This is a genomic window from Streptomyces sp. NPDC088725 (assembly GCF_044751305.1).
Taxonomy (GTDB): domain Bacteria; phylum Actinomycetota; class Actinomycetes; order Streptomycetales; family Streptomycetaceae; genus Streptomyces.
In genome coordinates, this window is record NZ_JBIVLO010000005.1 from 190,686 (window position 1) to 210,943 (window position 20,258).

Annotated in this window: 22 protein-coding genes and 2 pseudogenes; 10 read left to right on the forward strand and 14 right to left on the reverse strand. The window is 69.6% G+C overall.

Annotation, left to right across the window (positions count from 1 at the left end; genetic code table 11):
• Positions 1-17: 17 nt before the first annotated feature.
• Positions 18-2,459, reverse strand: coding sequence for an HAD-IC family P-type ATPase (locus ACIP6N_RS14210; RefSeq protein ID WP_401815526.1), 2,442 nt, complete (start codon positions 2,457-2,459; stop codon positions 18-20).
• Positions 2,460-2,606: 147 nt separating this feature from the next.
• Positions 2,607-2,969, reverse strand: a complete 363-nt coding sequence (locus tag ACIP6N_RS14215) for a DUF2530 domain-containing protein (RefSeq protein WP_401815527.1) — start codon at positions 2,967-2,969, stop codon at positions 2,607-2,609.
• Positions 2,970-3,209: 240 nt separating this feature from the next.
• Between ACIP6N_RS14215 and ACIP6N_RS14220 the strand changes: the two genes are divergently transcribed.
• Entirely contained in the window at positions 3,210-4,613 is a 1,404-nt protein-coding gene (locus ACIP6N_RS14220; protein WP_401815528.1) for an NCS2 family permease, read from the forward strand.
• An 84-nt stretch (positions 4,614-4,697) separates the two neighbouring features.
• On the opposite strand, the gene ACIP6N_RS14225 is transcribed toward ACIP6N_RS14220, so the two are convergent.
• Complete coding sequence (locus tag ACIP6N_RS14225; RefSeq protein WP_401815530.1) at positions 4,698-4,880, reverse strand: toxin-antitoxin system HicB family antitoxin; 183 nt, start codon at positions 4,878-4,880, stop codon at positions 4,698-4,700.
• A gap of 186 nt (positions 4,881-5,066) precedes the next feature.
• Between ACIP6N_RS14225 and ACIP6N_RS14230 the strand changes: the two genes are divergently transcribed.
• Both ACIP6N_RS14230 and ACIP6N_RS14235 read left to right on the forward strand, forming a co-directional pair.
• Positions 5,067-5,507 carry a MarR family winged helix-turn-helix transcriptional regulator gene (locus ACIP6N_RS14230; RefSeq protein ID WP_401815531.1) on the forward strand — a complete coding sequence of 147 codons (441 nt, stop codon included), beginning with the start codon at positions 5,067-5,069 and terminating at the stop codon, positions 5,505-5,507.
• Between the two features lie 29 nt (positions 5,508-5,536).
• Positions 5,537-7,090: an MFS transporter gene (locus tag ACIP6N_RS14235; protein WP_401815533.1), complete on the forward strand. Its 1,554-nt coding sequence runs from the start codon at positions 5,537-5,539 to the stop codon at positions 7,088-7,090.
• 86 nt (positions 7,091-7,176) lie between these two features.
• Here ACIP6N_RS14235 and ACIP6N_RS14240 read toward each other — a convergent pair.
• Positions 7,177-7,775 (reverse strand): annotated as a pseudogene (locus tag ACIP6N_RS14240) (Uma2 family endonuclease).
• 105 nt (positions 7,776-7,880) lie between these two features.
• Between ACIP6N_RS14240 and thpR the strand changes: the two are divergent.
• A complete protein-coding gene (gene thpR / locus ACIP6N_RS14245; protein ID WP_401815534.1) occupies positions 7,881-8,480 on the forward strand; it encodes an RNA 2',3'-cyclic phosphodiesterase in 600 nt (199 codons plus the stop codon).
• Between the two features lie 209 nt (positions 8,481-8,689).
• Here the strand turns inward: thpR and ACIP6N_RS14250 are convergent, their stop codons facing one another.
• The 3 genes from ACIP6N_RS14250 to ACIP6N_RS14260 all read right to left on the reverse strand — a co-directional run bounded on the left by ACIP6N_RS14250 (position 8,690) and on the right by ACIP6N_RS14260 (position 11,453).
• Entirely contained in the window at positions 8,690-9,676 is a 987-nt protein-coding gene (locus tag ACIP6N_RS14250; RefSeq protein ID WP_401815536.1) for an aldo/keto reductase, read from the reverse strand.
• A 120-nt stretch (positions 9,677-9,796) separates the two neighbouring features.
• Complete coding sequence (pip, locus tag ACIP6N_RS14255; protein WP_401815537.1) at positions 9,797-10,795, reverse strand: prolyl aminopeptidase; 999 nt, start codon at positions 10,793-10,795, stop codon at positions 9,797-9,799.
• A gap of 148 nt (positions 10,796-10,943) precedes the next feature.
• Complete coding sequence (locus tag ACIP6N_RS14260; protein WP_401816193.1) at positions 10,944-11,453, reverse strand: MarR family winged helix-turn-helix transcriptional regulator; 510 nt, start codon at positions 11,451-11,453, stop codon at positions 10,944-10,946.
• Between the two features lie 82 nt (positions 11,454-11,535).
• On the opposite strand from ACIP6N_RS14260, the gene ACIP6N_RS14265 reads away from it, so the two are divergent.
• Both ACIP6N_RS14265 and ACIP6N_RS14270 read left to right on the forward strand, forming a co-directional pair.
• Positions 11,536-12,228, forward strand: coding sequence for a DUF4386 domain-containing protein (locus ACIP6N_RS14265; protein ID WP_401815539.1), 693 nt, complete (start codon positions 11,536-11,538; stop codon positions 12,226-12,228).
• 126 nt (positions 12,229-12,354) lie between these two features.
• Positions 12,355-12,631: pseudogene (locus ACIP6N_RS14270) on the forward strand (cytochrome P450); the annotation flags it as partial.
• On the opposite strand, the gene ACIP6N_RS14275 reads toward ACIP6N_RS14270, so the two are convergent.
• The 3 genes from ACIP6N_RS14275 to ACIP6N_RS14285 are packed head-to-tail and all read right to left on the reverse strand — an operon-like array spanning position 12,567 to position 14,216.
• A complete protein-coding gene (locus ACIP6N_RS14275; protein ID WP_401816195.1) occupies positions 12,567-12,965 on the reverse strand; it encodes a VOC family protein in 399 nt (132 codons plus the stop codon). The pseudogene ACIP6N_RS14270 and the gene ACIP6N_RS14275 overlap by 65 nt on opposite strands.
• 8 nt (positions 12,966-12,973) lie before the next feature.
• Positions 12,974-13,567 (reverse strand): GNAT family N-acetyltransferase, encoded by a 594-nt coding sequence (locus tag ACIP6N_RS14280; protein ID WP_401815540.1) that lies wholly within the window; start codon positions 13,565-13,567, stop codon positions 12,974-12,976.
• 31 nt (positions 13,568-13,598) lie between these two features.
• Positions 13,599-14,216 carry a TetR family transcriptional regulator gene (locus tag ACIP6N_RS14285; RefSeq protein WP_401815542.1) on the reverse strand — a complete coding sequence of 206 codons (618 nt, stop codon included), beginning with the start codon at positions 14,214-14,216 and terminating at the stop codon, positions 13,599-13,601.
• A 148-nt stretch (positions 14,217-14,364) separates the two neighbouring features.
• On the opposite strand from ACIP6N_RS14285, the gene ACIP6N_RS14290 reads away from it, so the two are divergent.
• The 4 genes from ACIP6N_RS14290 to ACIP6N_RS14305 all read left to right on the forward strand — a co-directional run bounded on the left by ACIP6N_RS14290 (position 14,365) and on the right by ACIP6N_RS14305 (position 18,343).
• Complete coding sequence (locus ACIP6N_RS14290; protein WP_401815544.1) at positions 14,365-15,558, forward strand: cytochrome P450; 1,194 nt, start codon at positions 14,365-14,367, stop codon at positions 15,556-15,558.
• Between the two features lie 5 nt (positions 15,559-15,563).
• Positions 15,564-15,821 carry a ferredoxin gene (locus tag ACIP6N_RS14295; protein WP_401816197.1) on the forward strand — a complete coding sequence of 86 codons (258 nt, stop codon included), beginning with the start codon at positions 15,564-15,566 and terminating at the stop codon, positions 15,819-15,821.
• 134 nt (positions 15,822-15,955) lie between these two features.
• On the forward strand, positions 15,956-17,218 hold the full coding sequence (locus ACIP6N_RS14300) for a cytochrome P450 (RefSeq protein WP_401815545.1): 1,263 nt from the start codon (positions 15,956-15,958) through the stop codon (positions 17,216-17,218).
• Positions 17,219-17,269: 51 nt separating this feature from the next.
• The gene (locus ACIP6N_RS14305; protein ID WP_401815546.1) at positions 17,270-18,343 is read left to right on the forward strand and encodes a WD40 repeat domain-containing protein; all 1,074 of its coding nucleotides are present in this window, start codon (positions 17,270-17,272) and stop codon (positions 18,341-18,343) included.
• Positions 18,344-18,372: 29 nt separating this feature from the next.
• Here the strand turns inward: ACIP6N_RS14305 and ACIP6N_RS14310 are convergent, their stop codons facing one another.
• From ACIP6N_RS14310 to ACIP6N_RS14325, 4 genes are all read right to left on the reverse strand, one after another.
• Positions 18,373-18,786 carry a nitroreductase/quinone reductase family protein gene (locus ACIP6N_RS14310; RefSeq protein WP_401815548.1) on the reverse strand — a complete coding sequence of 138 codons (414 nt, stop codon included), beginning with the start codon at positions 18,784-18,786 and terminating at the stop codon, positions 18,373-18,375.
• Between the two features lie 101 nt (positions 18,787-18,887).
• Entirely contained in the window at positions 18,888-19,103 is a 216-nt protein-coding gene (locus tag ACIP6N_RS14315; RefSeq protein ID WP_401815549.1) for a DUF397 domain-containing protein, read from the reverse strand.
• Between the two features lie 16 nt (positions 19,104-19,119).
• Complete coding sequence (locus ACIP6N_RS14320) at positions 19,120-19,335, reverse strand: DUF397 domain-containing protein (protein WP_401815550.1); 216 nt, start codon at positions 19,333-19,335, stop codon at positions 19,120-19,122.
• Positions 19,332-20,171, reverse strand: coding sequence for a Scr1 family TA system antitoxin-like transcriptional regulator (locus ACIP6N_RS14325; protein WP_401815551.1), 840 nt, complete (start codon positions 20,169-20,171; stop codon positions 19,332-19,334). Before ACIP6N_RS14325 ends, ACIP6N_RS14320 begins: the two co-directional genes overlap by 4 nt.
• Positions 20,172-20,258 lie beyond the last annotated feature (87 nt).

The following is a 20,258-nucleotide window of genomic DNA, read 5'->3' on the forward strand; positions in this document are numbered from 1 at the left end:
CGAGTGTGCCCCGGCCGTCACAGCCGGGGCCGGTGGTCCACCCAGCGCCAGGCCAGTTCCAGCAGCACCGCGCCGATCGCCGAGATCGCGACCGCCGTCCACGGGAGGGTGGTGCCCACCAGTTTCAGGGCGAAGAAGCGCTGGAGCCAGGGCACCACCAGGACGACCACGAACGCGCCGCCCATCGCCAGGACCAGCGTGAGGCGCCACCAGGTGTACGGGCGGGCGATGATGGCCAGGACCCAGATCGAGACGAGGAACAGCGTCAGCGTCGCCGCGCTCGTCTCGGCGGCCAGTCTGTCCGGGCCCGTGTAGTACCCGCGCGCCAGCATGTACGTGACGAACGTCGTGCCTCCCGCGATGACACCGCTCGGGATCGAGTAGCGCATCACCCGGTGCACGAAGTGCCGCCGCGCGCGTTCGTTGTTGGGCGCCAGGGCGAGGAAGAAGGCCGGGACGCCGATCGTCAGCGTCGACAGCAGCGTCAAGTGCCTGGGCAGGAACGGGTACTCCACCTGGAAGCACGCCACCAGCACCGCGAGCAGCACCGAGTAGACCGTCTTCGTCAGGAAGAGCGTCGCCACCCGCGTGATGTTGCCGATGACCCTGCGGCCCTCGGCCACCACCGAAGGCAGCGTCGCGAAGCTGTTGTTGAGCAGGACGATCTGGGCGACGGCCCGGGTCGCCTCGGAGCCGGAGCCCATCGCGACGCCGATGTCCGCGTCCTTCAGCGCCAGGACGTCGTTCACGCCGTCGCCGGTCATCGCGACCGTATGGCCGTGCGACTGGAGTGCCGCGACCATGTCACGTTTCTGCTGCGGGGTGACGCGGCCGAAGACGGAACCGTTCTCCAGCGCTTGCGCCATCTGGGCCCGGTCGGCGGGGAGCCGTCGCGCGTCCACGGTACGGTCGGCCCCGGGGAGGCCCAGCTTCGCGGCGACCGCGCCGACCGAGACCGCGTTGTCGCCGGAGATGACCTTGGCGGCGACGCTCTGGTCGGCGAAGTACGCGAGCGTCTCCGCCGCGTCGGGCCGCAGCCGCTGCTCCAGGACGACGAGCGCCGTGGGCCGCGCCCCGGACGCCGCGTCGGGAGCGGTGAGATCGGTGCTCACCCGCGCGAGCAGCAGTACGCGCAGGCCCTCCTCATTGAGGTGGTCGATCTCGCCGAGCGTCGGATCGCCTTCCGGCAGCAGGACGTCCGGGGCGCCCAGCAGCCAGCGGGAGGACGCTCCGCCGCTCTCGGTGAACGCGGCGCCGCTGTACTTGCGGGCCGAGGAGAAGGGCAGCGCCTCCGTACAGCGCCAGTCGTCGTCCCTCTCGGCGGGGCCGGGATCACCCGCGACGGCACGGCGGGCGCCGGTGCCGGGTTCCTGATACGCGTCGATGATCGCCCGCAGACTCGGGTTCGGACGCGGGTCCGACCTGCCGATCTCGGCCAGCACCTTCCGTACGTACGCCTCGTTCGCGCCCGCCAGCGGCCGCAGCTCGCTGACGTCCATCCCGCCTTCCGTCAGCGTCCCCGTCTTGTCCAGGCACACCACGTCCACCCGCGCGAGCCCCTCGATCGCCGGCAGCTCCTGCACCAGGCACTGCTTGCGGCCGAGCCGGATGACACCGATCGCGAAGGCCACCGACGTGAGTAATACCAGGCCCTCGGGGATCATCGGCACGATCCCGCCGACGGTCCTGGCCAGCGCGTCCTTGAAGTTGTGCTCCTTGACGACGAGCTGGCTGAGGATCAGGCCCAGCGCGGTCGGGATCATCATCCACGTCACGTATTTGAGGATGGTGCTGATGCCGTTCCGCAGCTCGGAGTCGACCAGCGTGAAGCGCGACGCCTCCTCCGCGAGCTGCGCCGCGTACGCCTCGCGTCCCACCCGCGTCGCCTGGAACGCGCCGCTGCCCGCCACCACGAAGCTGCCGGACATCAGGGCGTCGCCGGGGCGCTTCAGTACGGAGTCGGCCTCGCCGGTGAGCAGGGACTCGTCCACTTCCAGGCTCTCGCCCTCGACGGTCTCGCCGTCGACCACGATCTTGTCGCCCGGCCCCAGTTCGATCAGGTCGCCGAGGACGATCTCGGAGGTGGAGACCGGGGCGGCCACCCCGTCGCGCCGTACGACCGGTCTGGCCTCGCCGATGACCGCGAGGCCGTCCAGGGTCTTCTTGGCGCGCAGTTCCTGGATGATGCCGATGCCGGTGTTGGCGAGGATGACATAGCCGAAGAGGCTGTCCTGGAGCGGCGCGACGAAGAGCATGATCGCCCAGAGCAGGCCGATGATCGCGTTGAAGCGGGTCAGGATGTTGCCGCGGGCGATCTCGCCGGTGGAGCGGCTGCTCCGTACGGGGACGTCGTTGACCTCGCCGCGGGCGACCCGCTCGGCCACCTCCGCGGCGCTCAGACCGGCGGCGCGGGTCGCGTCGATGGGACCGCCGGTGTCCGTGTTCGACCGCTCTGTCATGGTTCCGACCGTACGGCCGGTCGTGCGGCCCGGAGGGTCAGGCGCGCGCAGCGCGGTCAGACGTGACGGGGGCCGCCCGCCGGGCGCGCGCCGTCCGTCGGTGTGGGTCGGCCGGGTGGCGCGGGCCGTCCGGGCGGTGCGGGCCGGTCAGGCCGACGGCGTGCTGCCCATCTCGCCGATTCCGCCCGCCGTGCCGGTCTGTCCGGGCTGCTGCCCCGGCTCCTCGCCCGCCTGTTCGGCCTGCTTCGCGGCTGCGGCCCGCTTGATCGCCGCGTCCCGTCCCCGCACGTACCAGATGCCGAAGAGTCCGAGCCCGCCGCCGGCCAGGCAGGTCCAGACCCACCACAGGTGGCCGTGGTCCTTGTACCAGCCGTAGAAGGGCAGCTGAACGAGGAAGAGGACGAACCAGAGGATGGTGCCGCCCACGATGGTGCCGACGACCGGCCCCTCGAGGGGCTCGGGGGCCTCGCGCTGCGGGGATCTCGTCAGGGAACCGGTCCTGGGGGTCATGGGCTCAGTCTAGGCGGGGGGTATGGGCGCCCTTGCGCCGGTGCGGGCCGAAGCCGGCGACCGGGGAGGAGGGTGCACCGAACGCGGTCAGCACAGGGATCTACGCGCGGAGATAGCAATCTGAGCATCATCTGTTCATACTGAAACAGTTTTTCTGACTGGCTGGTTTTGTTCGCTCTCATGCTGAATTGGCCGAATGTCGCTTCCCGCCCGTCTCACGTTCGACGTCTGAGGTTTCGCATGTCCCCCTCGGCCACCAGCCTTGACCGCTACTTCAAGATCTCGGAGCGCGGCTCCTCGGTCGCCCGTGAGGTGCGCGGCGGCTTCGCCACCTTCTTCGCGATGGCCTACATCATCGTGCTGAATCCGATCATCCTCGGCAGCGCGAAGGACATGTACGGGCACCAGCTCAACAGCGGCCAGCTGGTCACCGCCACCGTGGTGACCGCCGCCTTCACGACGCTGCTCATGGGCGTCATCGGCAATGTGCCGATCGCGCTGGCGGCCGGCCTCGGCGTGAACACCGTCGTCGCCCTCCAGCTCGCCCCGAGGATGAGCTGGCCCGACGCGATGGGCATGGTCGTCCTCGCCGGGCTCGTGGTGATGCTGCTGGTGGCGACGGGCCTGCGGGAGCGCGTGATGAACGCCGTGCCGATCGGGCTGCGCAAGGGCATAGCCATCGGCATCGGTCTCTTCATCCTGCTGATCGGTCTGGTCGACTCCGGCTTCGTCTCCCGCATCCCGGACGCGGCCCACACCACCGTGCCGCTCCAGCTCGGCGCGGACGGGCACCTCCTCGGCTGGCCCGTCCTGGTCTTCGCGGTCGGCGTGCTGCTCACGCTCGCGCTGATCGTGCGGAAGGTGTCGGGCGCGATCCTGATCTCCATCGTGGCGATGACGGTCCTGGCGATGATCATCGAAGCGGTCGCCGACGTGCCGAGCTGGGGCCTGACGACACCGAAGTGGCCCGGCAACCCGGTCGCGACCCCCGACTTCGGGCTCATAGGTCACTTCAGCCTCTTCGGTGGCTTCCATCACGTCGGCATCCTCACCGGCAGCCTCTTCGTCTTCACCGTGCTGCTGTCCTGCTTCTTCGACGCGATGGGCACGATCCTCGGCATCGGCGACGAGGCCAAGCTGACGGACCAGGACGGCAACCTCCCCGGGATCAACCGCGTGCTCTTCGTCGACGGCATCGCCGTGGCGGCCGGCGGCGCGTCGTCGTCCTCCGCCACCACCTGCTTCGTGGAGTCCACGGCCGGTGTCGGCGAGGGGGCCAGGACCGGTCTGGCGTCCGTGGTGACCGGTGCGCTCTTCGGCGCGGCGCTGTTCCTCACTCCGCTCGCCACGATGGTCCCGTCCCAGGCCGCGACGCCCGCGCTGGTCGCGGTCGGCTTCATGATTCTCGCGGGCTCCGTCCGGGACATCGACTGGAGCGACTACACGATCGCCGTGCCGGCCTTCCTGGCGATGGTGACGATGCCGTTCACCTACTCGATCACGAACGGCATCGGCGTCGGCTTCATCGCCTTCAGCGTGCTGCGGCTGGTCGCGGGGCGCGGGCGCGAGGTGCCGGTGGCGATGTACCTCGTCTCGGCGGTGTTCGTCTTCTACTACGCGATGCCGGCGCTGGGCCTCACGTAACACCGGATGCGCGTACGGCTGGGCCTCGCGCCGGCCGTACGCACGAGGCCCAGCCGTTCGGTGCGACCGGGGCTGCTGCCGGGTCTACCGTGCGCCGTAGAACTTCTCCGTCTCGTCCACCGCCACCTGGAACCGCTCGTCGAAGTCGTCCCGCACGAGCGTCCGGATCACGTAGTCCTGCACGCTCATGCCGCGTCTGGCGGCATGCTGCCTGAGCCGGTCGTGCAGCTCGCCGTCTATCCGCAGGCTGAGCACTGTCGATGCCATACCGGACAGCGTCGTGGGAGGGCGCGGCCCTCTGCGTGGCTTTCCGGAGCATTCTCACTCGTACGAGTGAGAATGCGGCGGTCCTGCTGGTGCTCTCGCGGGCGCTTCTCCCCTTGTCCCGCACGGCCTCCCCGCGTCCCGGGCGGTCCGGTGTATTTAGCATGAGTAATGAGTTACGCTAAATACATGCCTGACCTGTCCCACGGTGACGAGAACGACGCCGCCGTGAACTCTCTTCGCTCCGCCGTCATGCGGCTGGGCCGGCGTCTGAAGCACCAGCGTGTCGACGAATCGCTGAGCCCCACCGAGATGTCGGTGCTCGCCACCCTCGCCCGCTGTGGCTCGTCCACCCCGGGTGAGCTGGCCCGCAAGGAGCACGTCCAGCCGCCGTCGATGACCCGCATCGTGGCGCTGCTGGAGGCGAAGGGCCTGGTCGGGCTCGAGCCGCACCCCGACGACCGTCGGCAGAAGGTGGTCAGTCAGACAGCGCAGGCCGAGGCGATGCTCGAAAAGAGCCGCCGCAAGCGCAACGTCTGGCTGATGTCCCTCGCCGAGGGCCTGGATGAGGACGAGTGGGAGAAGCTGCGCGCTGCCGCCCCCGTACTGGAAAAGCTCGCACAACTGTAATTCGCGCGCCGTAAGGAGGCGAACCAACGTTGAGTTCGGGACCCGGAGCAGACTCCGCCCCCGCACCGAAATCCGCCCACGACAGCGACACCAGCAAGACAGGCATAACCGGCACGACGAACAAGACCCACAACACCGCGAACACCGCCAGCACCGACGGACTGCCCGGCACCGACAAGCTCGTCACGGCAGGCAGCGCCGACAAGCTCAGCAAGACGAGCAAGACCGAGGACACCAGCAGTACCGACAAGCTCGACGACACCAACAGCACCAACAACACCAAGCTTCGCAAGGCCGGCGGCGGGACGTTCTCGTCGCTGAAGATCCGCAACTACCGGCTGTTCGCGACGGGTGCCGTCGTCTCCAACATCGGTACGTGGATGTCCCGCGTCACCCAGGACTGGCTGGTACTCAGCCTCACCGGCTCCTCGGCGGCCGTCGGTATCACGACGGCCCTCCAGTTTCTGCCCATGCTGCTCTTCGGCCTGTACGGCGGCGTCATCGCCGACCGTTACCCCAAGCGCCAGCTCCTGCTGGTCAGCCAGGGGCTCATGGGCCTCTGCGGCCTCTCGCTCGCCGTACTCACACTCTCCGGACACGTCCAGGTCTGGCACGTCTATCTGGTCGCCTTCCTCGTCGGCATGGTGACGGTCGTCGACAACCCGGCCCGGCAGTCCTTCGTCTCCGAGATGGTCGGCCCTGACCAGCTGCGGAACGCCGTGAGCCTCAACTCGGCCAACTTCCAGACCGCCCGCCTCATCGGCCCCGCCGTCGCGGGCATCCTCATCACGTCGGTCGGCAGCGGCTACGCGTTCCTGCTCAACGGCCTGTCGTTCCTCGCACCGCTCACGGGACTGCTGCTGATGCGCTCCGGCGAGCTGCAGAAGTCGGTGACGGTTCCGCGCGGCAAGGGCCAGCTCAGGGAAGGGCTGCGGTACGTACGCGGCAAGCCCGAACTGATCGGTCCGATCGTGCTGGTCGGGTTCATCGGCACGTTCGGCTTCAACTTCCCGATCTGGCTGACGGCCTTCGCGAACGGGATCTACCACGGCGGCGCGGGGCTCTACTCCGTCTTCAACATCCTGATGGCGGCCGGCTCCCTGGCCGGCGCCCTGCTCGCGGCCCGGCGCCGCTCCACCCGGCTGCGGCTGCTGATCATCGCGGCGATGGGCTTCGGGCTGCTGGAGATCCTGGTGTCGGTCTCCCCGTACGTCTGGCTGTTCTCGCTGCTGCTCCTGCCCATCGGCATGCTGGGCCTGACGACCAACATCAGCGCCAACACCAGCGTCCAGATGGGCGCGGAACCGGCCATGCGCGGCCGGGTGATGAGCCTCTACATGATGGTGTTCGTCGGCGGCACGCCGATCGGCGGCCCGCTGCTCGGCTGGGTCACGGACACCTTCGGCGCGCGCATCGGCTTCGCCGCGGGAGGCGCGGTGTCGCTGGTCGCGGCGGCGGTCATCGGCCTGGTGCTGACCAGGGTGGTCGGCGTACGGCTGAGGATAGGACTGCGCAGAGGCGAGCCGCTGATGGAGTTCGTGCCGCGTGAGCCGCGGGAGGCACAGCTCGCGACAGCCGCGTAGCGCTCGGGCGCGCTGCGGCGCGGGAACGGACCTGTGGGCCCTGGCCCGGCGGAAGCGCCGGACCGGGGCCGATGTACGTGAAGGGGTCAGTCTCTCGGGAACTCGTCGGTCGTGAGGACGAGGCCCAGGCCGCCGCCCGTGAGGTCGACCTCCTCACCGAAAGGGATCATCCGGTCGACGGTGTACTCCCCGCCCTTCGGCTCGGTGGAGAGGTGGGATCTGCCGGTGTACGGGTTCACGACCAGGTAGGCCGGGACGCCGCCGCGTATGCGGCCTTCTTCGGGCCGTAGTCGTTGGCGGAGGTGGATGTGGAGATCACCTCGGTCACGAACTCCAGGTCCTGGTACCGCCACAGACCGCGCGCGTTCTTGGTGGCGCCGGTACGCAGCTTCGCCACGTCGGGCGCGAATCCGTTCAGGTGTCCTGGAAAGTCGATCCGCACGTCCGACATGACCAGCACGTTCATGCCGAAGGTGTCCTCCAGCGCGCGCACAACGCGTCGGATGATGGCCCAGCGGGTGTCCCGCTGCGGTGCCATGAAGACGTTTCCCCCGACGATCTCGGTCTTGTAACCCTCGGGGGCGGGCGACTGCTCCAGCCAATCGAACATCGAGTCAAGAGTCAGCTCGTCGTTCGTGTCGCTCTCGTCGGCCATGTCGATCCTGTCGGTCTCTACGACGGTCATCGTGGCGCGCTCCTCCCCGCTGCCGTGTCTATGACGGCAACCGCGCGGTACAACGATACGCACGGTTACCTGGTCAGGCCGGGGATCTGAGGGAGACTCAGCTGTATGACCATGAGAATGTTCGCCGCCGTATTGCCGCCCGATCAATCCTCGGACGAACTGAACCGAGCCGTCGAGGGGCTGCGGGCCGGTTCCACCGATCTGCGCTGGACCGAGCGGGACGGGTGGCACTTCACGCTCGCCTTCATGGGTGAGGTCGAGGAAGCGCTGCTGCCCGAGCTGACCGAGCTGCTGGAACAGGCGGCGCACCGGACCGAGACGTTCCCTCTCCGCATCCAGGGCGCCGGGCAGTTCGCCGGTACGGCGCTGTGGGCGGGTGCCGCCGGCGGGGTGGACGAGCTGCGGATCTTCGCGGAGCGCGTCAACGCCACCGTACGGAGGGCCGGGGTCAAGCTGGACCAGCACCACCCGTATCAGGCGCACCTCACGCTCGCCCGGGTCACCGGCCGTGCGCGGATGGATCTGAGTCCGTACGTCAAAGCGCTCGAAGACTTCGCCGGAACGGAGTGGGAGGTGACCGATCTCGCACTCGTGCGCAGCAACCCGCCGGTGAACGGCGTTCCGTCCCGGCAGCCGCGTTACGAGGTGATCGCGCGCGCCCCGCTGGGCGGCCCCAGGCACGTTCACGCCGTTTCGGACCGTTAACCTCGACGTGTGGACCCCAAAACCCGGAACCGGATCATGGCCGGTGTGCTTGTGCTGATGTTTCTCGTCGTGGCAGTGGCGGCCGCGGTCGGCTAGTCGCTGATCTGCCGCCCTGTCCTGCCGGGCTTTTCGCCGAGTGTCCGGGGCGCTCGGCCAGGAGCCGAGGCACCCCGGACACTCAGGCCGGGACGGCCGCGCGGTACGTCACCTCACCAGGCGAAGGCCTCCGGCGTGGGGCCCGTGCCAGGGAAGATCTCTTCCAGACCGGCCAGGACCTCGTCCGACAGCTCCAGCTCGACCGCGCGCAGCGCGGACTCCAGCTGTTCGATCGTGCGCGGTCCGGTGATCGGTCCTGTCACACCGGGACGGGTGAGCAGCCAGGCCAGCGCGACTTCGCCCGGCTCAAGGCCGTGCTTGTCGAGCAGGTCCTCGTACGACTGGATCTGCGCGCGGATCGCCGTGTCGGCGAGCCGGCCGCCGGAACGCCCGCCGCCGCCCGAGCCCTCGCGCTCCTTGCGGATCGCGCCGCCGAGCAGGCCACCGTTGAGCGGCGACCACGGGATGACGCCGAGCCCGTACTCCTGCGCGGCCGGGATGACCTCCATCTCGGCGCGGCGCTCGGCCAGGTTGTACAGGCACTGCTCGCTGACCAGGCCGTACGAGCCGAGGCGGCGGGCCGTCTCGTTGGTCTGGGCGATCTTCCAGCCGGGGAAGTTGGACGAGCCCGCGTAGAGGATCTTGCCCTGCGCGATGAGGGTGTCGATCGCCTGCCAGATCTCCTCGACCGGCGTGACGCGGTCGATGTGGTGGAACTGGTACAGGTCGATGTAGTCCGTCTGGAGCCGCTTGAGGCTGGCGTCGACGGCACGGCGGATGTTCAGCGCGGAGAGCTTGTCGTGGTTCGGCCACGGGTCGCCGTCGCCGGCCATGTTGCCGTAGACCTTGGTGGCGAGCACGACCTTGTCGCGCCGCTCGCCGCCCTTGGCGAACCAGGTGCCGACGATCTCCTCGGTGCGGCCCTTGTTCTCGCCCCAGCCGTAGACATTGGCGGTGTCGAAGAAATTGATGCCCGCGTCGAGCGCGGCGTCCATGATGGTGTGACTGTCGGCCTCGTTGGTCAGGGGACCGAAGTTCATCGTCCCGAGGACGAGTCGGCTGACCTTGAGGCCGGTGCGTCCGAGCTGCGTGTATTTCATGGCATAAGCCAACGCGTTCGAGTGCGCTCAAGGCAAGCCCGTGTGCGGCGGTCGGAGCAGGATGCGGCCCGGACGTGTGGTCAGGGACCGAGATCCGGACCCTGGACATCCGGGTCGTCGTCAGCGCCGCGCGAACGCGTCGAGCGCGTTCAGCACCTCCGTGCGTACGGTCGGACTGCCCTTGTGGCCCGCGTCCTCGGCGATCACCAGGCGGGCGTCGGGCCAGGCGCGGGCCAGTTCCCAGGCGGTGATCAGCGGGCCGCCGAGGTCGAAACGGCCGTGGATCAGTACGCCGGGGATGCCCGCCAGCCGTCCCGCGTCGCGCAGCAGCGCCCCTTCCTCCAGCCAGGCGCCCTGCGAGAAGTAGTGCGCGCAGATCCTGACAAAGGCCTGACGGGCGGCCGAGGGACGGTCGCCGTACGGGTGGGCGGAGCCGTTCGGCTCCTGGGAGAGTACGGCGTCCTCCCACGCGCACCAGTCGGTCGTGGCCCGCTCCCGCACGGCGGGGTCGGGGCTCTCCGTCAGCCGGGCGTAGGCGGCGAGGAGCTCCGGGAGGCCGTCGCCGCGTTCGGCTTCCGGGACGCCGTCGCGGAAGCGTTCCCACGCCTCGGGGAAGAACTGCCCGGCGCCTCGGTACAACCAGTCGATCTCGGAACGGCGGGTCATGGTGACCGACGGGATGACGATCTCCGACACCCGCTCCGGGTACCGCTCCGCGTACGCGAGGATCAGCGTCGAGCCCCAGGAACCGCCGTACAACAGCCATCTTTCGATGCCGAGTTGGACGCGCAGCTTCTCCATGTCGGCGATCAGGTGGTCGGTGGTGTTGTGGCGCATGTCGGCGGCCGGGTCGCTCGCGTGCGGGGTGCTGCGGCCACAGTTGCGCTGGTCGAAGAGGACGGTGCGGTAGCGCTCGGGGGCGAAGTACCGCCGCATGCCGGGGTCGCAGCCGGAGCCGGGGCCGCCGTGGACGACGAGGGCGGGCTTGCCCTCGGGGTTTCCGCAGGTCTCCCAGTACACGAGGTTGCCGTCGCCGACGTCGAGCATGCCGTGGTCGCAGGGCTCGACGGGCGGGTACACATCGCGAGGCACGGCAGGTTCGGCGGCGGGCTGGACCACGGGTCCTCCGGGCGGCAAGTGAGGCGTGTTGGCTGGGCGTTGCGGGACCCTACACGGACGACAACGCCGTTTCTCCCGCTTTACGGCGTGCCGGACCGTCCCGGACACGGCCGGAGCCGGCTTCCACGGCAGGCCGGTCCGCCGACGGCTACGCCTCACCCCGTTCGGGCCGTTCTGACCGGATCGACCGGTAGCCGGGATGCACCCCCGGGGTGAGCTGGTGCTGCTCGGCCATGCGCCGGAGCAGCGCGGTCAGTTGCCGGTGCTCCTCCGGGGAGAGCGCCTGGCAGACCTGCTGTTCGTGAGCGGCGCCCGCCTTGTGCAGCTCGGTCAGCAGTCTCTCGCCCTGTTCGGTCAGGTGCAGTGCGTGCAGGCGCCGGTCGCTGGGATTCTTGCGGCGCTCGATCAGCCCGCGTTCCTCCAGCCGGTCGGCGAACGGGACGAAACGACTGGGCGGCATCCCGAGGTCGTCAGCGAGTTGGCGCTGGCTGTAACCGGGGTTCCTGGCCAGCAGGCGCAGCAGTCCCGCCTGTGGGGGAGTCAGGTCGAGACCGGCGATCCGGTCCGCGAACAGCTTGGTCGCGTGTGCTCCGAGCTGAGCCAGCAGGAAGGCGGCGCCGCCCTGGTGCCCGGACTTCTTCCCGTCCTCACGATTCATGCTCACGGCGACATCATAGCTGCTTGACAATCGTTCCAACTTGTAATCATTATCTTGCGTAATCGCTGATCGAGGAGAAGTCATGACCGCTGCCCCCGCCCCGCAACGTTCCGCGGGCGCCGCGCGCCGACCGCAGTCCGGCCCGCCGCTCCTGGCCCCCGTCCTGGCCTTCGCCGTTCTGACGGTCGTCTCCGTCGTCGTCAACCGGTCCACCCCGCACCCGGACGCCTCGGGTCTCGCGGTTCTGCATCACGCACGGACGCACGGCACCGAGATCAAGGCGGGTGCCTTCCTGCTGTTCGGCTCCGCGGTGCCTCTGGCGGTGACGGCGGCCGTGCTCTACCGGCGGCTGCGGGCGCTGGGCATCACCGCGCCGGGCTCCGCGATCACCCTCGTCGGCGGAGTCCTGGCCGCCGCCGCGCTGACCTTCAGCGCGATGTTCGCCTGGGCCGGTGGCCGCCTTCCCGCGGACTCCGGTCCCGCGCTGGCCCGGGTGCTGGCCGACCTGTCGTTCCTGTCCGGCGGCCCTGCCTACGCGGTGATGTTCGCGCTGCTCATCGCCGGGATATCCGTGTCGGGCCTGCTCACAGGGCTGCTGCCGCGTGCGGTGACCTGGACAGGACTGGTGCTCGCCGCTGCCGGGATGCTCTCCACGCTCACCCTGCTGGCTTCCGGCTTCAGCTACCTGCTGCCGGTCGCGCGCTTCGGCGGTGTCGTCTGGCTGGTGTTCGTGGCCGCTCTGCTGCCGCGCACCCGTGCCTCACGTCACGAGTAGGGGCCGCAGCGCCGCCACCTCCCGCGCCGCCACCTCCCGCGCGAGGGTCTACCGGCTCCCCAACTCGCCCAGTGCGTCGATCAGTTGGGCGCCGCTCAGTGAGGGTTCGGGCAGTGGCCGCGCCGCCTCCGCGCGCAGGCCGTCGGGGAAGTGCTCCGCTACGACGGACCGGTCGCCGCCGCCGCTTTCCGCTTCGCGTCGGAGCCGCTGGAGATCGGCGGCGTCCGCGTTCCCGCAGGTGACTCGGTCCTGCTCTCGCTGGCCGCCGCGTCCCGCGATCCCGGACATCGCACTCGCCGCCGATCCGGACTCACTCGCCTGGCGCCCGAGCGTCATGCTCAGGGGGCTGACGGCGCTTCCGGTGCGCTGGGGCCTGCCGGCCGGTGATGGCCCAGTACGTTGACCACACGGCCGGCCGGATCGCGCACGAAGAAGCGGCGTACGCCCCACTCCTCGTCCCGCAGCGGGTACACGATCTCCGCGCCGCTCTCCAGCACGGCCGCGTACGCCGTGTCCACGTCGTCCACCTCCACGCTCACATCGGGCACGACGGGCGCGGTCAAGTCGTGTGTCAGGAAGGAGACTTGGGTGGCCTCCGGGGCGGTGGGGGAGGCCAGGGTGGTGATCCAGCCGAGGTTCATGACCTCCTGGAAGCCCAGCAGTCCGTAGAACTCCGCGCTGCGCCGCATGCCGGTGGCGGTGGTGCGGACGTTCGGGACGACTCGGCGGGCGGTCACCGGCGTGGTCATCGGGGATTCCTTCTGATGTGGAGGTGGCCGTCAAGGGGGTACGACGGCGGGTACGCGGGCAGTATCGCCTCGAAGTCGTAACCGCTCTTCTCCGCGACCCGGCACGAAGCGGTGTTGTCCACCTGATGCAGCAGCTCCAGGTGGTCGAGACCGACGTCGGGGCCGCTGCCGTCGAGCGTCCGGAACGCCCACGCCGTGAGCGCTTCCAGCGCGCGCGGCGCCACGCCCCGGCCGCGGGCGGCGGCCGTCCAGTAGCCGACTTCTGCCGTCGGCTCGGTCGGATCGGGCCGCTTGATCGCGACGTTCGCCACCAGTCGGCTCGTGGGCAGCCCGCCCTCGGTCAGCCCCGCCGCCGGTTCCTCCGCGGGCTCGAACACCGCGAAACTGAGCCGCGTCCCCGCCGCCCAGCCCCGCCACTGCTCCTCCAGCCACCGCGCGCCGTCGTCCCGGTCCGTCACGTGCAGCTGGGTCCACTGGCGCAGCACCGGGTCGCGGTACACCTCTATCAGCGCGTCGAGGTCCCGCGGCTCCCACGGGCGCAGCAGCAGGGCGGGCGCGGAGTCGGTCGCGTCCGCGTGCAGAGTCGCCATGGCTCCCTCTCGTTGTCACTCGCGCCGGGTATCACTCCGTACGCTCCAGAAGCGTCCTGGCCGCCTCCAGGACCAGCGCGCAGACCTCGTCCGCCGCCGCCTCCGCCAGCGGTTCCATCCGGCTCACATCGCGGACGAGACCGATCCCGACCAGCCACGCCAGGACCAGCTGCGCGCGCAGCGTCGCGTCGGGCGCGTCGGTGAGGGTGGCGAGCGCTTTGGTGTAGTCGGTGCCCAGTTGCTCGGCGATGGCGGCCGCGGGGCCCTCGCTGCCGAGGGAGCGCAGGAAGGTCACCGTCGTGTGGTCGCGGCGCTGTCCCGGCTCGTCCTTGAGCATGGTGCGGAGCGTCGAGTCGAGCAGCTTCTCCATGGGCGTGCAGTCGAGCTGTTCACGCCCCTCACGCGCCGCTACCGCCTCGAATACGGCTGCTTTCGAGCCGAAGTAGCGGAAGATCAGCGACTGGTTGGCCCCGGCCCGCTCCGCGATGTCCCGCACGGTGGTGCGGGCGAAGCCCCGCTCGGCGAAAAGGTCCGTGGCGGCGTCGAGCAGCGCCTGCCGGGTCGCCACCGCGTCGCGACGCCGTGGCTCCCGTGGCACTTGGGCCAGTTGGGGCTGTTCGGGTTGTCCGGGCTGTCGGATTTCGGCCATGTTTCCCTCCCGCGCACACCGTAGCGCCCGCCTCCGCCGTCGGCCGTATTGACCGAGGCTGAGGGCTTGCCTAGCGTTGTAAGCGCCTGCTTGCATGCCTGCTGGTCCCAAAGTGCCAACCACACACATGAGTTGAGTGGGAGTTACCTTGACGAGCACCACACCCCCCGCCCCCGTCGCCTATCCGTTCAACGATCAGTCCGGCCTCGGTGTGCACGAGGCGTACACCGCCGCGCAGGACGCCGAAGGGCTGATCCGCGTCCAACTCCCGTACGGTGAGCCCGCCTGGCTGGCCACGCGGTACGACGACGTCCGGTTCGTGCTCGGCGATATGCGCTTCTCGCGCGCCGAGGGGCTGAAGAGGGACGAACCCCGCCGCGGCCCGGCTCCCACCCGGGAGAGCATCCTCACCATGGACCCGCCGCACCACACGCGGCTGCGCACGCTGGTCTCCCGCGCCTTCACCAAGCACCAGGTGGAGGGACTGCGCCCGTGGGTCCGGCAGTTGACCGGGGATCTGCTCGACGGGCTGATCGAGCGGGGTGGAACGGCCGACCTGGTCGAGGAGTTCGCGCTGCCGCTCCCGGTCGCCGTCATCTGCGAACTCCTCGGCGTACCGGCCGCCGACCGGCCCAAGTTCCGGGTGTGGAGCGACGCGCTGCTCTCCACGACATCGCTCACCGTCGAGGAGCAGCAGGCCGGTATCGAGGCCCTGCGCGCGTACATCGCGGAGCACATCGCCGTACGCCGCGCACAGCCGGAAGACGACCTGATGTCGGCGCTGATCGAGGCCAGGGACGTCAAGGACAGGCTCACCGAGCCCGAACTCGTCAACCTGTGCGTCACCATCCTCGTCGCCGGACACGAGACCACCGCCTCGCAGATCCCCAACTTCGTCCACGTCCTGCTCGAACACCCCGAGGAATGGGCCAGGTTGGTCGCCGAACCCGAGCTGGTCCCCAGTGCGGTCGAGGAGCTGATGCGGTTCGTCCCGCTGGGCGTGGGCGGCGGGTTCGCCCGTTACGCCACCGAGGACATCGAGGTCGGCGGCGTGCTCATCCGCAAGGGCGAGCCCGTGCTCGTCGCCACCGGCGCCGCCAACCGCGACCCGCGCCGCTTCGACGCGCCGAACGAGGTACGCCTCGACCGCACCAGCAACCAGCATCTCGGCTTCGGCCACGGCGTGCACCACTGCCTGGGCGCGCAGCTGGCCAGGCTCGAACTCCACGAGGCGCTGCACGCGCTGGTGACGAAGATGCCCGAGCTGCACATCGCCGGGGACGTCGAGTGGAAAGAACAGATGCTCGTCCGGGCCCCGCGCAAGATGATCGTCGGGTGGTGAACGAGATGACCGCCGAAACCACCGGCCCCGCCGGTACGACCTGGCACCTCGAAGTGGACGACAGCGCCTGCATCGGCTCCGGCATGTGCGCCGCCCTCGCGCCCCAGCGCTTCGCGCTCGAAAGCGCCACGGCGAACGTCGTGCCGGGCCAGGCCGAGGCCGAACCGTCGGAGGTGCTGCTCGACGCCGCCGACTCCTGTCCCATGACCGCCATCACCGTGACGGACACGTCCTCGGGAACGGTGGTCGGGCCGCGCCCCTGAGGCCCGCCCGACCCACGTCCCACCGGCCGGCGCACCCGACCGGTGGGGCGCGGGGCGGGCGTACGCCCCGTACGTACGCCCGCCCCATGCCCCGTACCTGCGCACAGCCTCCGGCGCCCGTTAACCTCGCTTCCATGAGCCCCGCGCCCGTGCCCTCCACGCCGCTCCCGTCCACGCCGGTCCCCTCCGCCGCCTCCTTCGACCCGTGGCGGCCCGCCTTCGTGGCCGACCCGTACCCGGCCTACGCCGAGCTGCGCGCCCAGGGCCGCGCGCTGTATTTCGCGCGCTCCGACCAGTGGCTCATCCCGCACCACGCCGATGTGAGCACGCTCCTGCGCGACCGCCGCCTCGGCCGCACGTACCTGCACCGCTTCAGCCACGAGGAGTTCGGCCGCCAGGCGCCGCCGCCCGAGCACGAGCCGTTCCACACGCTCAACGGCAACGGCCTGCTCGACCTGGAGGCCCCCGACCACACCCGGATCCGCCGGCTGATCTCCATGGCGTTCACGCCCCGTACCGTCGAGCGGCTGGCTCCCACCGTCACCCGGCTCGCGGAGGAGCTGGCCGCACGTTTCGTCGCGGCCGGAGGCGGTGACCTGGTCGCGGAGGTGGCCGAGCCGCTGCCTGTTGCCGTGATCGCCGAGATGCTGGGCGTCCCGGAGGCGGACCGCGCGCTGCTGCGGCCGTGGTCGTCGGCGATCGTCGGGATGTTCGAGCTGAACCCCGGCGAGGAGACGGCGCGACGGGCGGTGCGGGCGTCGGAGGAGTTCTCCGCCTATCTGCGCGGGCTGATTGCGGAACGGCGCGGCGCCCTCGGCGACGACCTGATCAGCGCGCTGATAAGCGCGCACGACGAGGAGGACCAGCGGCTGACCGAGCAGGAAATGATCTCCACCTGCGTGCTGCTGCTCAACGCCGGCCACGAAGCCACCGTCAACACGACCTCCAACGGCTGGCTGACCCTCTTCCGCCACCCCGAACAGCTCGCCACCCTGCGCGCCGAGCGCGAGACGCTCCTGACCACCGCAGTCGAGGAGTTGATGCGCTTCGACACTCCGCTCCAGATGTTCGAGCGCTGGGTCCTGGACGACATCGAGGTCGGCGGTACGGTCATCCCGCGCGGCAGCGAGGTGGCCCTCCTCTTCGGCTCCGCCAACCGCGACCCGGCCCGCTTCGAGCACCCCGACACCCTCGATCTGGCACGCACGGACAACGCACACCTCACCTTCGGCGCGGGCATCCACTACTGCCTGGGCGCACCGCTGGCCCGGCTCGAACTGGCCGCCTCCTTCGGTGCGTTGCTGCGCCGCGCGCCCGGACTGCGACTGACCGCGGAGCCCGAGTGGAATCCGGGATACGTGATCAGAGGCCCGCGCGAGCTACGCGTCGAGGTGTGACCCTGAAGGACCGGCCCGCGTGCCGCGCGGCCGGATGGCAGGCTTAGGGGCATGCGTCCGCTCCCGTGTCACCCTGGTCCGCGGCTCTACGGCATCCTCGCGGCCGTCCTGCTCGCGCTCGCCTCGCCCGCCGCCGTGGCCGAGGCGGCGGCCGACGGCGGCAAGCCCGACCAGAGCTTCACCATCAAGGACCCGCGCATCACCGAGTCCAGCGGCCTGGCCGCCAGCCGTATCCACCCGGGCATCTATTGGACGCACAACGACAGCGACGACGGCCCGTACGTCTTCGCCGTGGACTCCAGGACCGGCGAGACCGTCGCGACGATCACCATGAGCGGCATCGGCGAACCGCGCGATGTGGAGGCGATATCCCTCGGGCCGGACGGTGACCTGTACGTCGGCGACATCGGCGACAACTTCGACGGAGCCTGGGACCACGTCTGGATCTACCGCTTCCCCGAGCCCAAGCAGCTCCGGGACGCGACGGTGCGGGCGACGCAGTACGTCGTGAAGTACGCGGACGGCCCGCGCAACGCCGAGTCGCTGATGGTCCACCCCAAGACCGGCAGGGTGTACATCGCCTCGAAGAACGAGAAGGGCGGCGGCCTGTACGAGGGCCCCGCGACGCTCAGCGTGAGCGGCACGAACATCTTCCGGCGCATCGGCGAGGTCCCGTGGGTGACGGACGGCGCGTTCTCGCCGGACGGCGGTCAGCTCGTCCTGCGCTCGTACTTCAGCGCGCGCGGCTACGCGTGGAAGAACGGCCGGCTGGGCGCGGACTTCGCGGTGAGCGCGCCGTTTCAGGGCCAGGCCGAGTCGGTCACGTACACGGCGGACGGCAGCGCGCTGATGTTCGGCTCGGAGGGCGCGCAGAGCGATGTGAAGCGGGTGAACGTGGATCGGCCCGCCGGAAGCGACAACTCATCGGACGGCAAGGGGGGTTCGATGTCCGGCGGAAGCGGCGACGGGAGCACGGCGGGCAACGGGACCGGCGGCAACGGCAGTTCGGGCGGCTCCGGCGCGGACGACGGCCCGGACAAGGGCAGCATGTCGCTGGGCGCGTTGGTGCTGCTGGGCGCGGCGGTGCTGTTCTTCGGCTTCAAGGGCGTGCGCAAGAAGAAGTGACCCCGGGCCGCACCTGCGTCCCCGGCGCCTCAGTGGGTGTCGATGGCGTCCAACTGGATCACCGGGAACGTGCGGTCCGTGTGCTTCTCGTACTCGTGGAATTCGGGCCAGTACTCCGTCAGCACCGAGTACAGCCGATCCCGCTCTGGCCCGTCGCGCCACACGGTCGGCTTGGCCTTGAGCGTGCGCTCGGCGACCTCGATGGTCACCTCGTCGGCGGCCTCGACGTTTGCCACGAGCAACGGTTCCTTCTCCGCCCCTCTGTTGGACGCGCTCACGATGAAGGTGGCGTCCTCGGTCGCGTACACGAGCGGGTTGACGTACTCCCGGCCCGTGGCCTTGCCGAGGGTGTGGAGCAGCAGCAGGTGCTTGCCCTCGAAGTGACCGCCGACGACCCCGCCATTTTCCCGGAATTCCGCGATGATCTGGTCCTTATCGCTCATAACGCCATGCTAAGACGCACCTCGGACATTGCAACCGCCGCAACATGGCAGTCGCCCCGGCCGTCCGCGAGGCGGGACGGACGGGGCGACTCTGGGGCGCCCTATCGCTCGTCGGCCTGGCCGGCGGCGAGGGCGACGAGTCCGGCCCAGGCGGCCGGGGTAAGGGTCAGGATGGGGCCGGTGGGGAGCTTGCTGTCGCGTACGGGGACGATGCCGGTGGCGGCGAGCGAGCGGCTGAACTCGACGCACTGGCCGCCGTCACCGCTGGAGTAGCTGGACTTCTCCCACACTGCGCGGTCGACGCTGAGCGCGCTCATAGGTTCTGCCCGCGCCCTATCGCTCGTCGGCGTGGTCGGCGGCGAAGGTGACGAGTCCGGCCCAGGCGGCCGGGGTGAGGGTCAGGATGGGGCCGGTGGGGAGCTTGCTGTCGCGTACGGGGATGACGCCGGTGGCGGCGAAGGTGCGGCTGAACTCGACGCACTCACCCTCGTTGGAACCGCTGTAACTCGACTTGACCCACTCTGCGCGCGAGATCTCGGGTTGACTCATGGATTCCATTCCTCCATCACCTTACGCATCAGGTCCAATGACGCTTCCGGAGAGAGAGCGTCGGCGCGTAGCCGATCGTAGGCCACATTCATATCCGCCACAGTCCCTGCGGAGTCGATGACTTGACCAGAAATGGGGTTCTCCAGGTAGAGGATGTCCGGCTCGTCCTCATCGAACCTGAGCAGGATGAACGCCGTGTTGGACGAGGGGGCGCCCGACCCGAACGGCAGCACCTGGATGGTGATGTGCGGCGACTCCGCTTCCTTGATCAGGTGAGCCGTCTGCGCGGCCATCACGGCTGGGCTTCCCACCATGCGCCGTAGGCACGACTCATCCAGGACGACCCACAGCAGGGGAGGTTTCTCACCTTCCAGCACTTGGCGTCGCCGCAACCGGCGAGCAACCTTCTCGGCGGTCACGTCCAGCTCGTCGCGCGGGTGACCGCGCCGGAAGACCGCGTGTGCGTAGGCCTCTGTTTGCAGTATGCCCATGATGAGGTTGGAGCTGTAGGCGAGGATCATTGAGGCGCGCTGTTCGAGCCTCACGTACGGCTCAAACCAGTCTGGATAGCCGCGTCGACTCACCCGTCGCCGCAGCCGTGCGAAATAGCCTGACGTGGCGAAGAACAGATCACATCGCTCGGCGAACAGCTCCGACCCCAGCTGTTGCCCGTTCTCGACCTTGGAGACGTACGGCGTCTTGTACGTCGTCGCCTCGGCCAGCTCCAGCTGTGTCGCGCCCTTGTGCTGCCGAGCGAACCGCACCTCAGATCCGAAGTAAGCCAGACCGTCGCGCGGTTCCTCCGGCTGAAAGTGCTTGGTTGCGGGCTCGCTCATATGTTCAACCCCTTGACTTTCCAGCGGCGTTGGAAACCCCCCAGCTCTATTAAGCGTAGCCGCGAAAGCCGATGCTTGATGCACAGA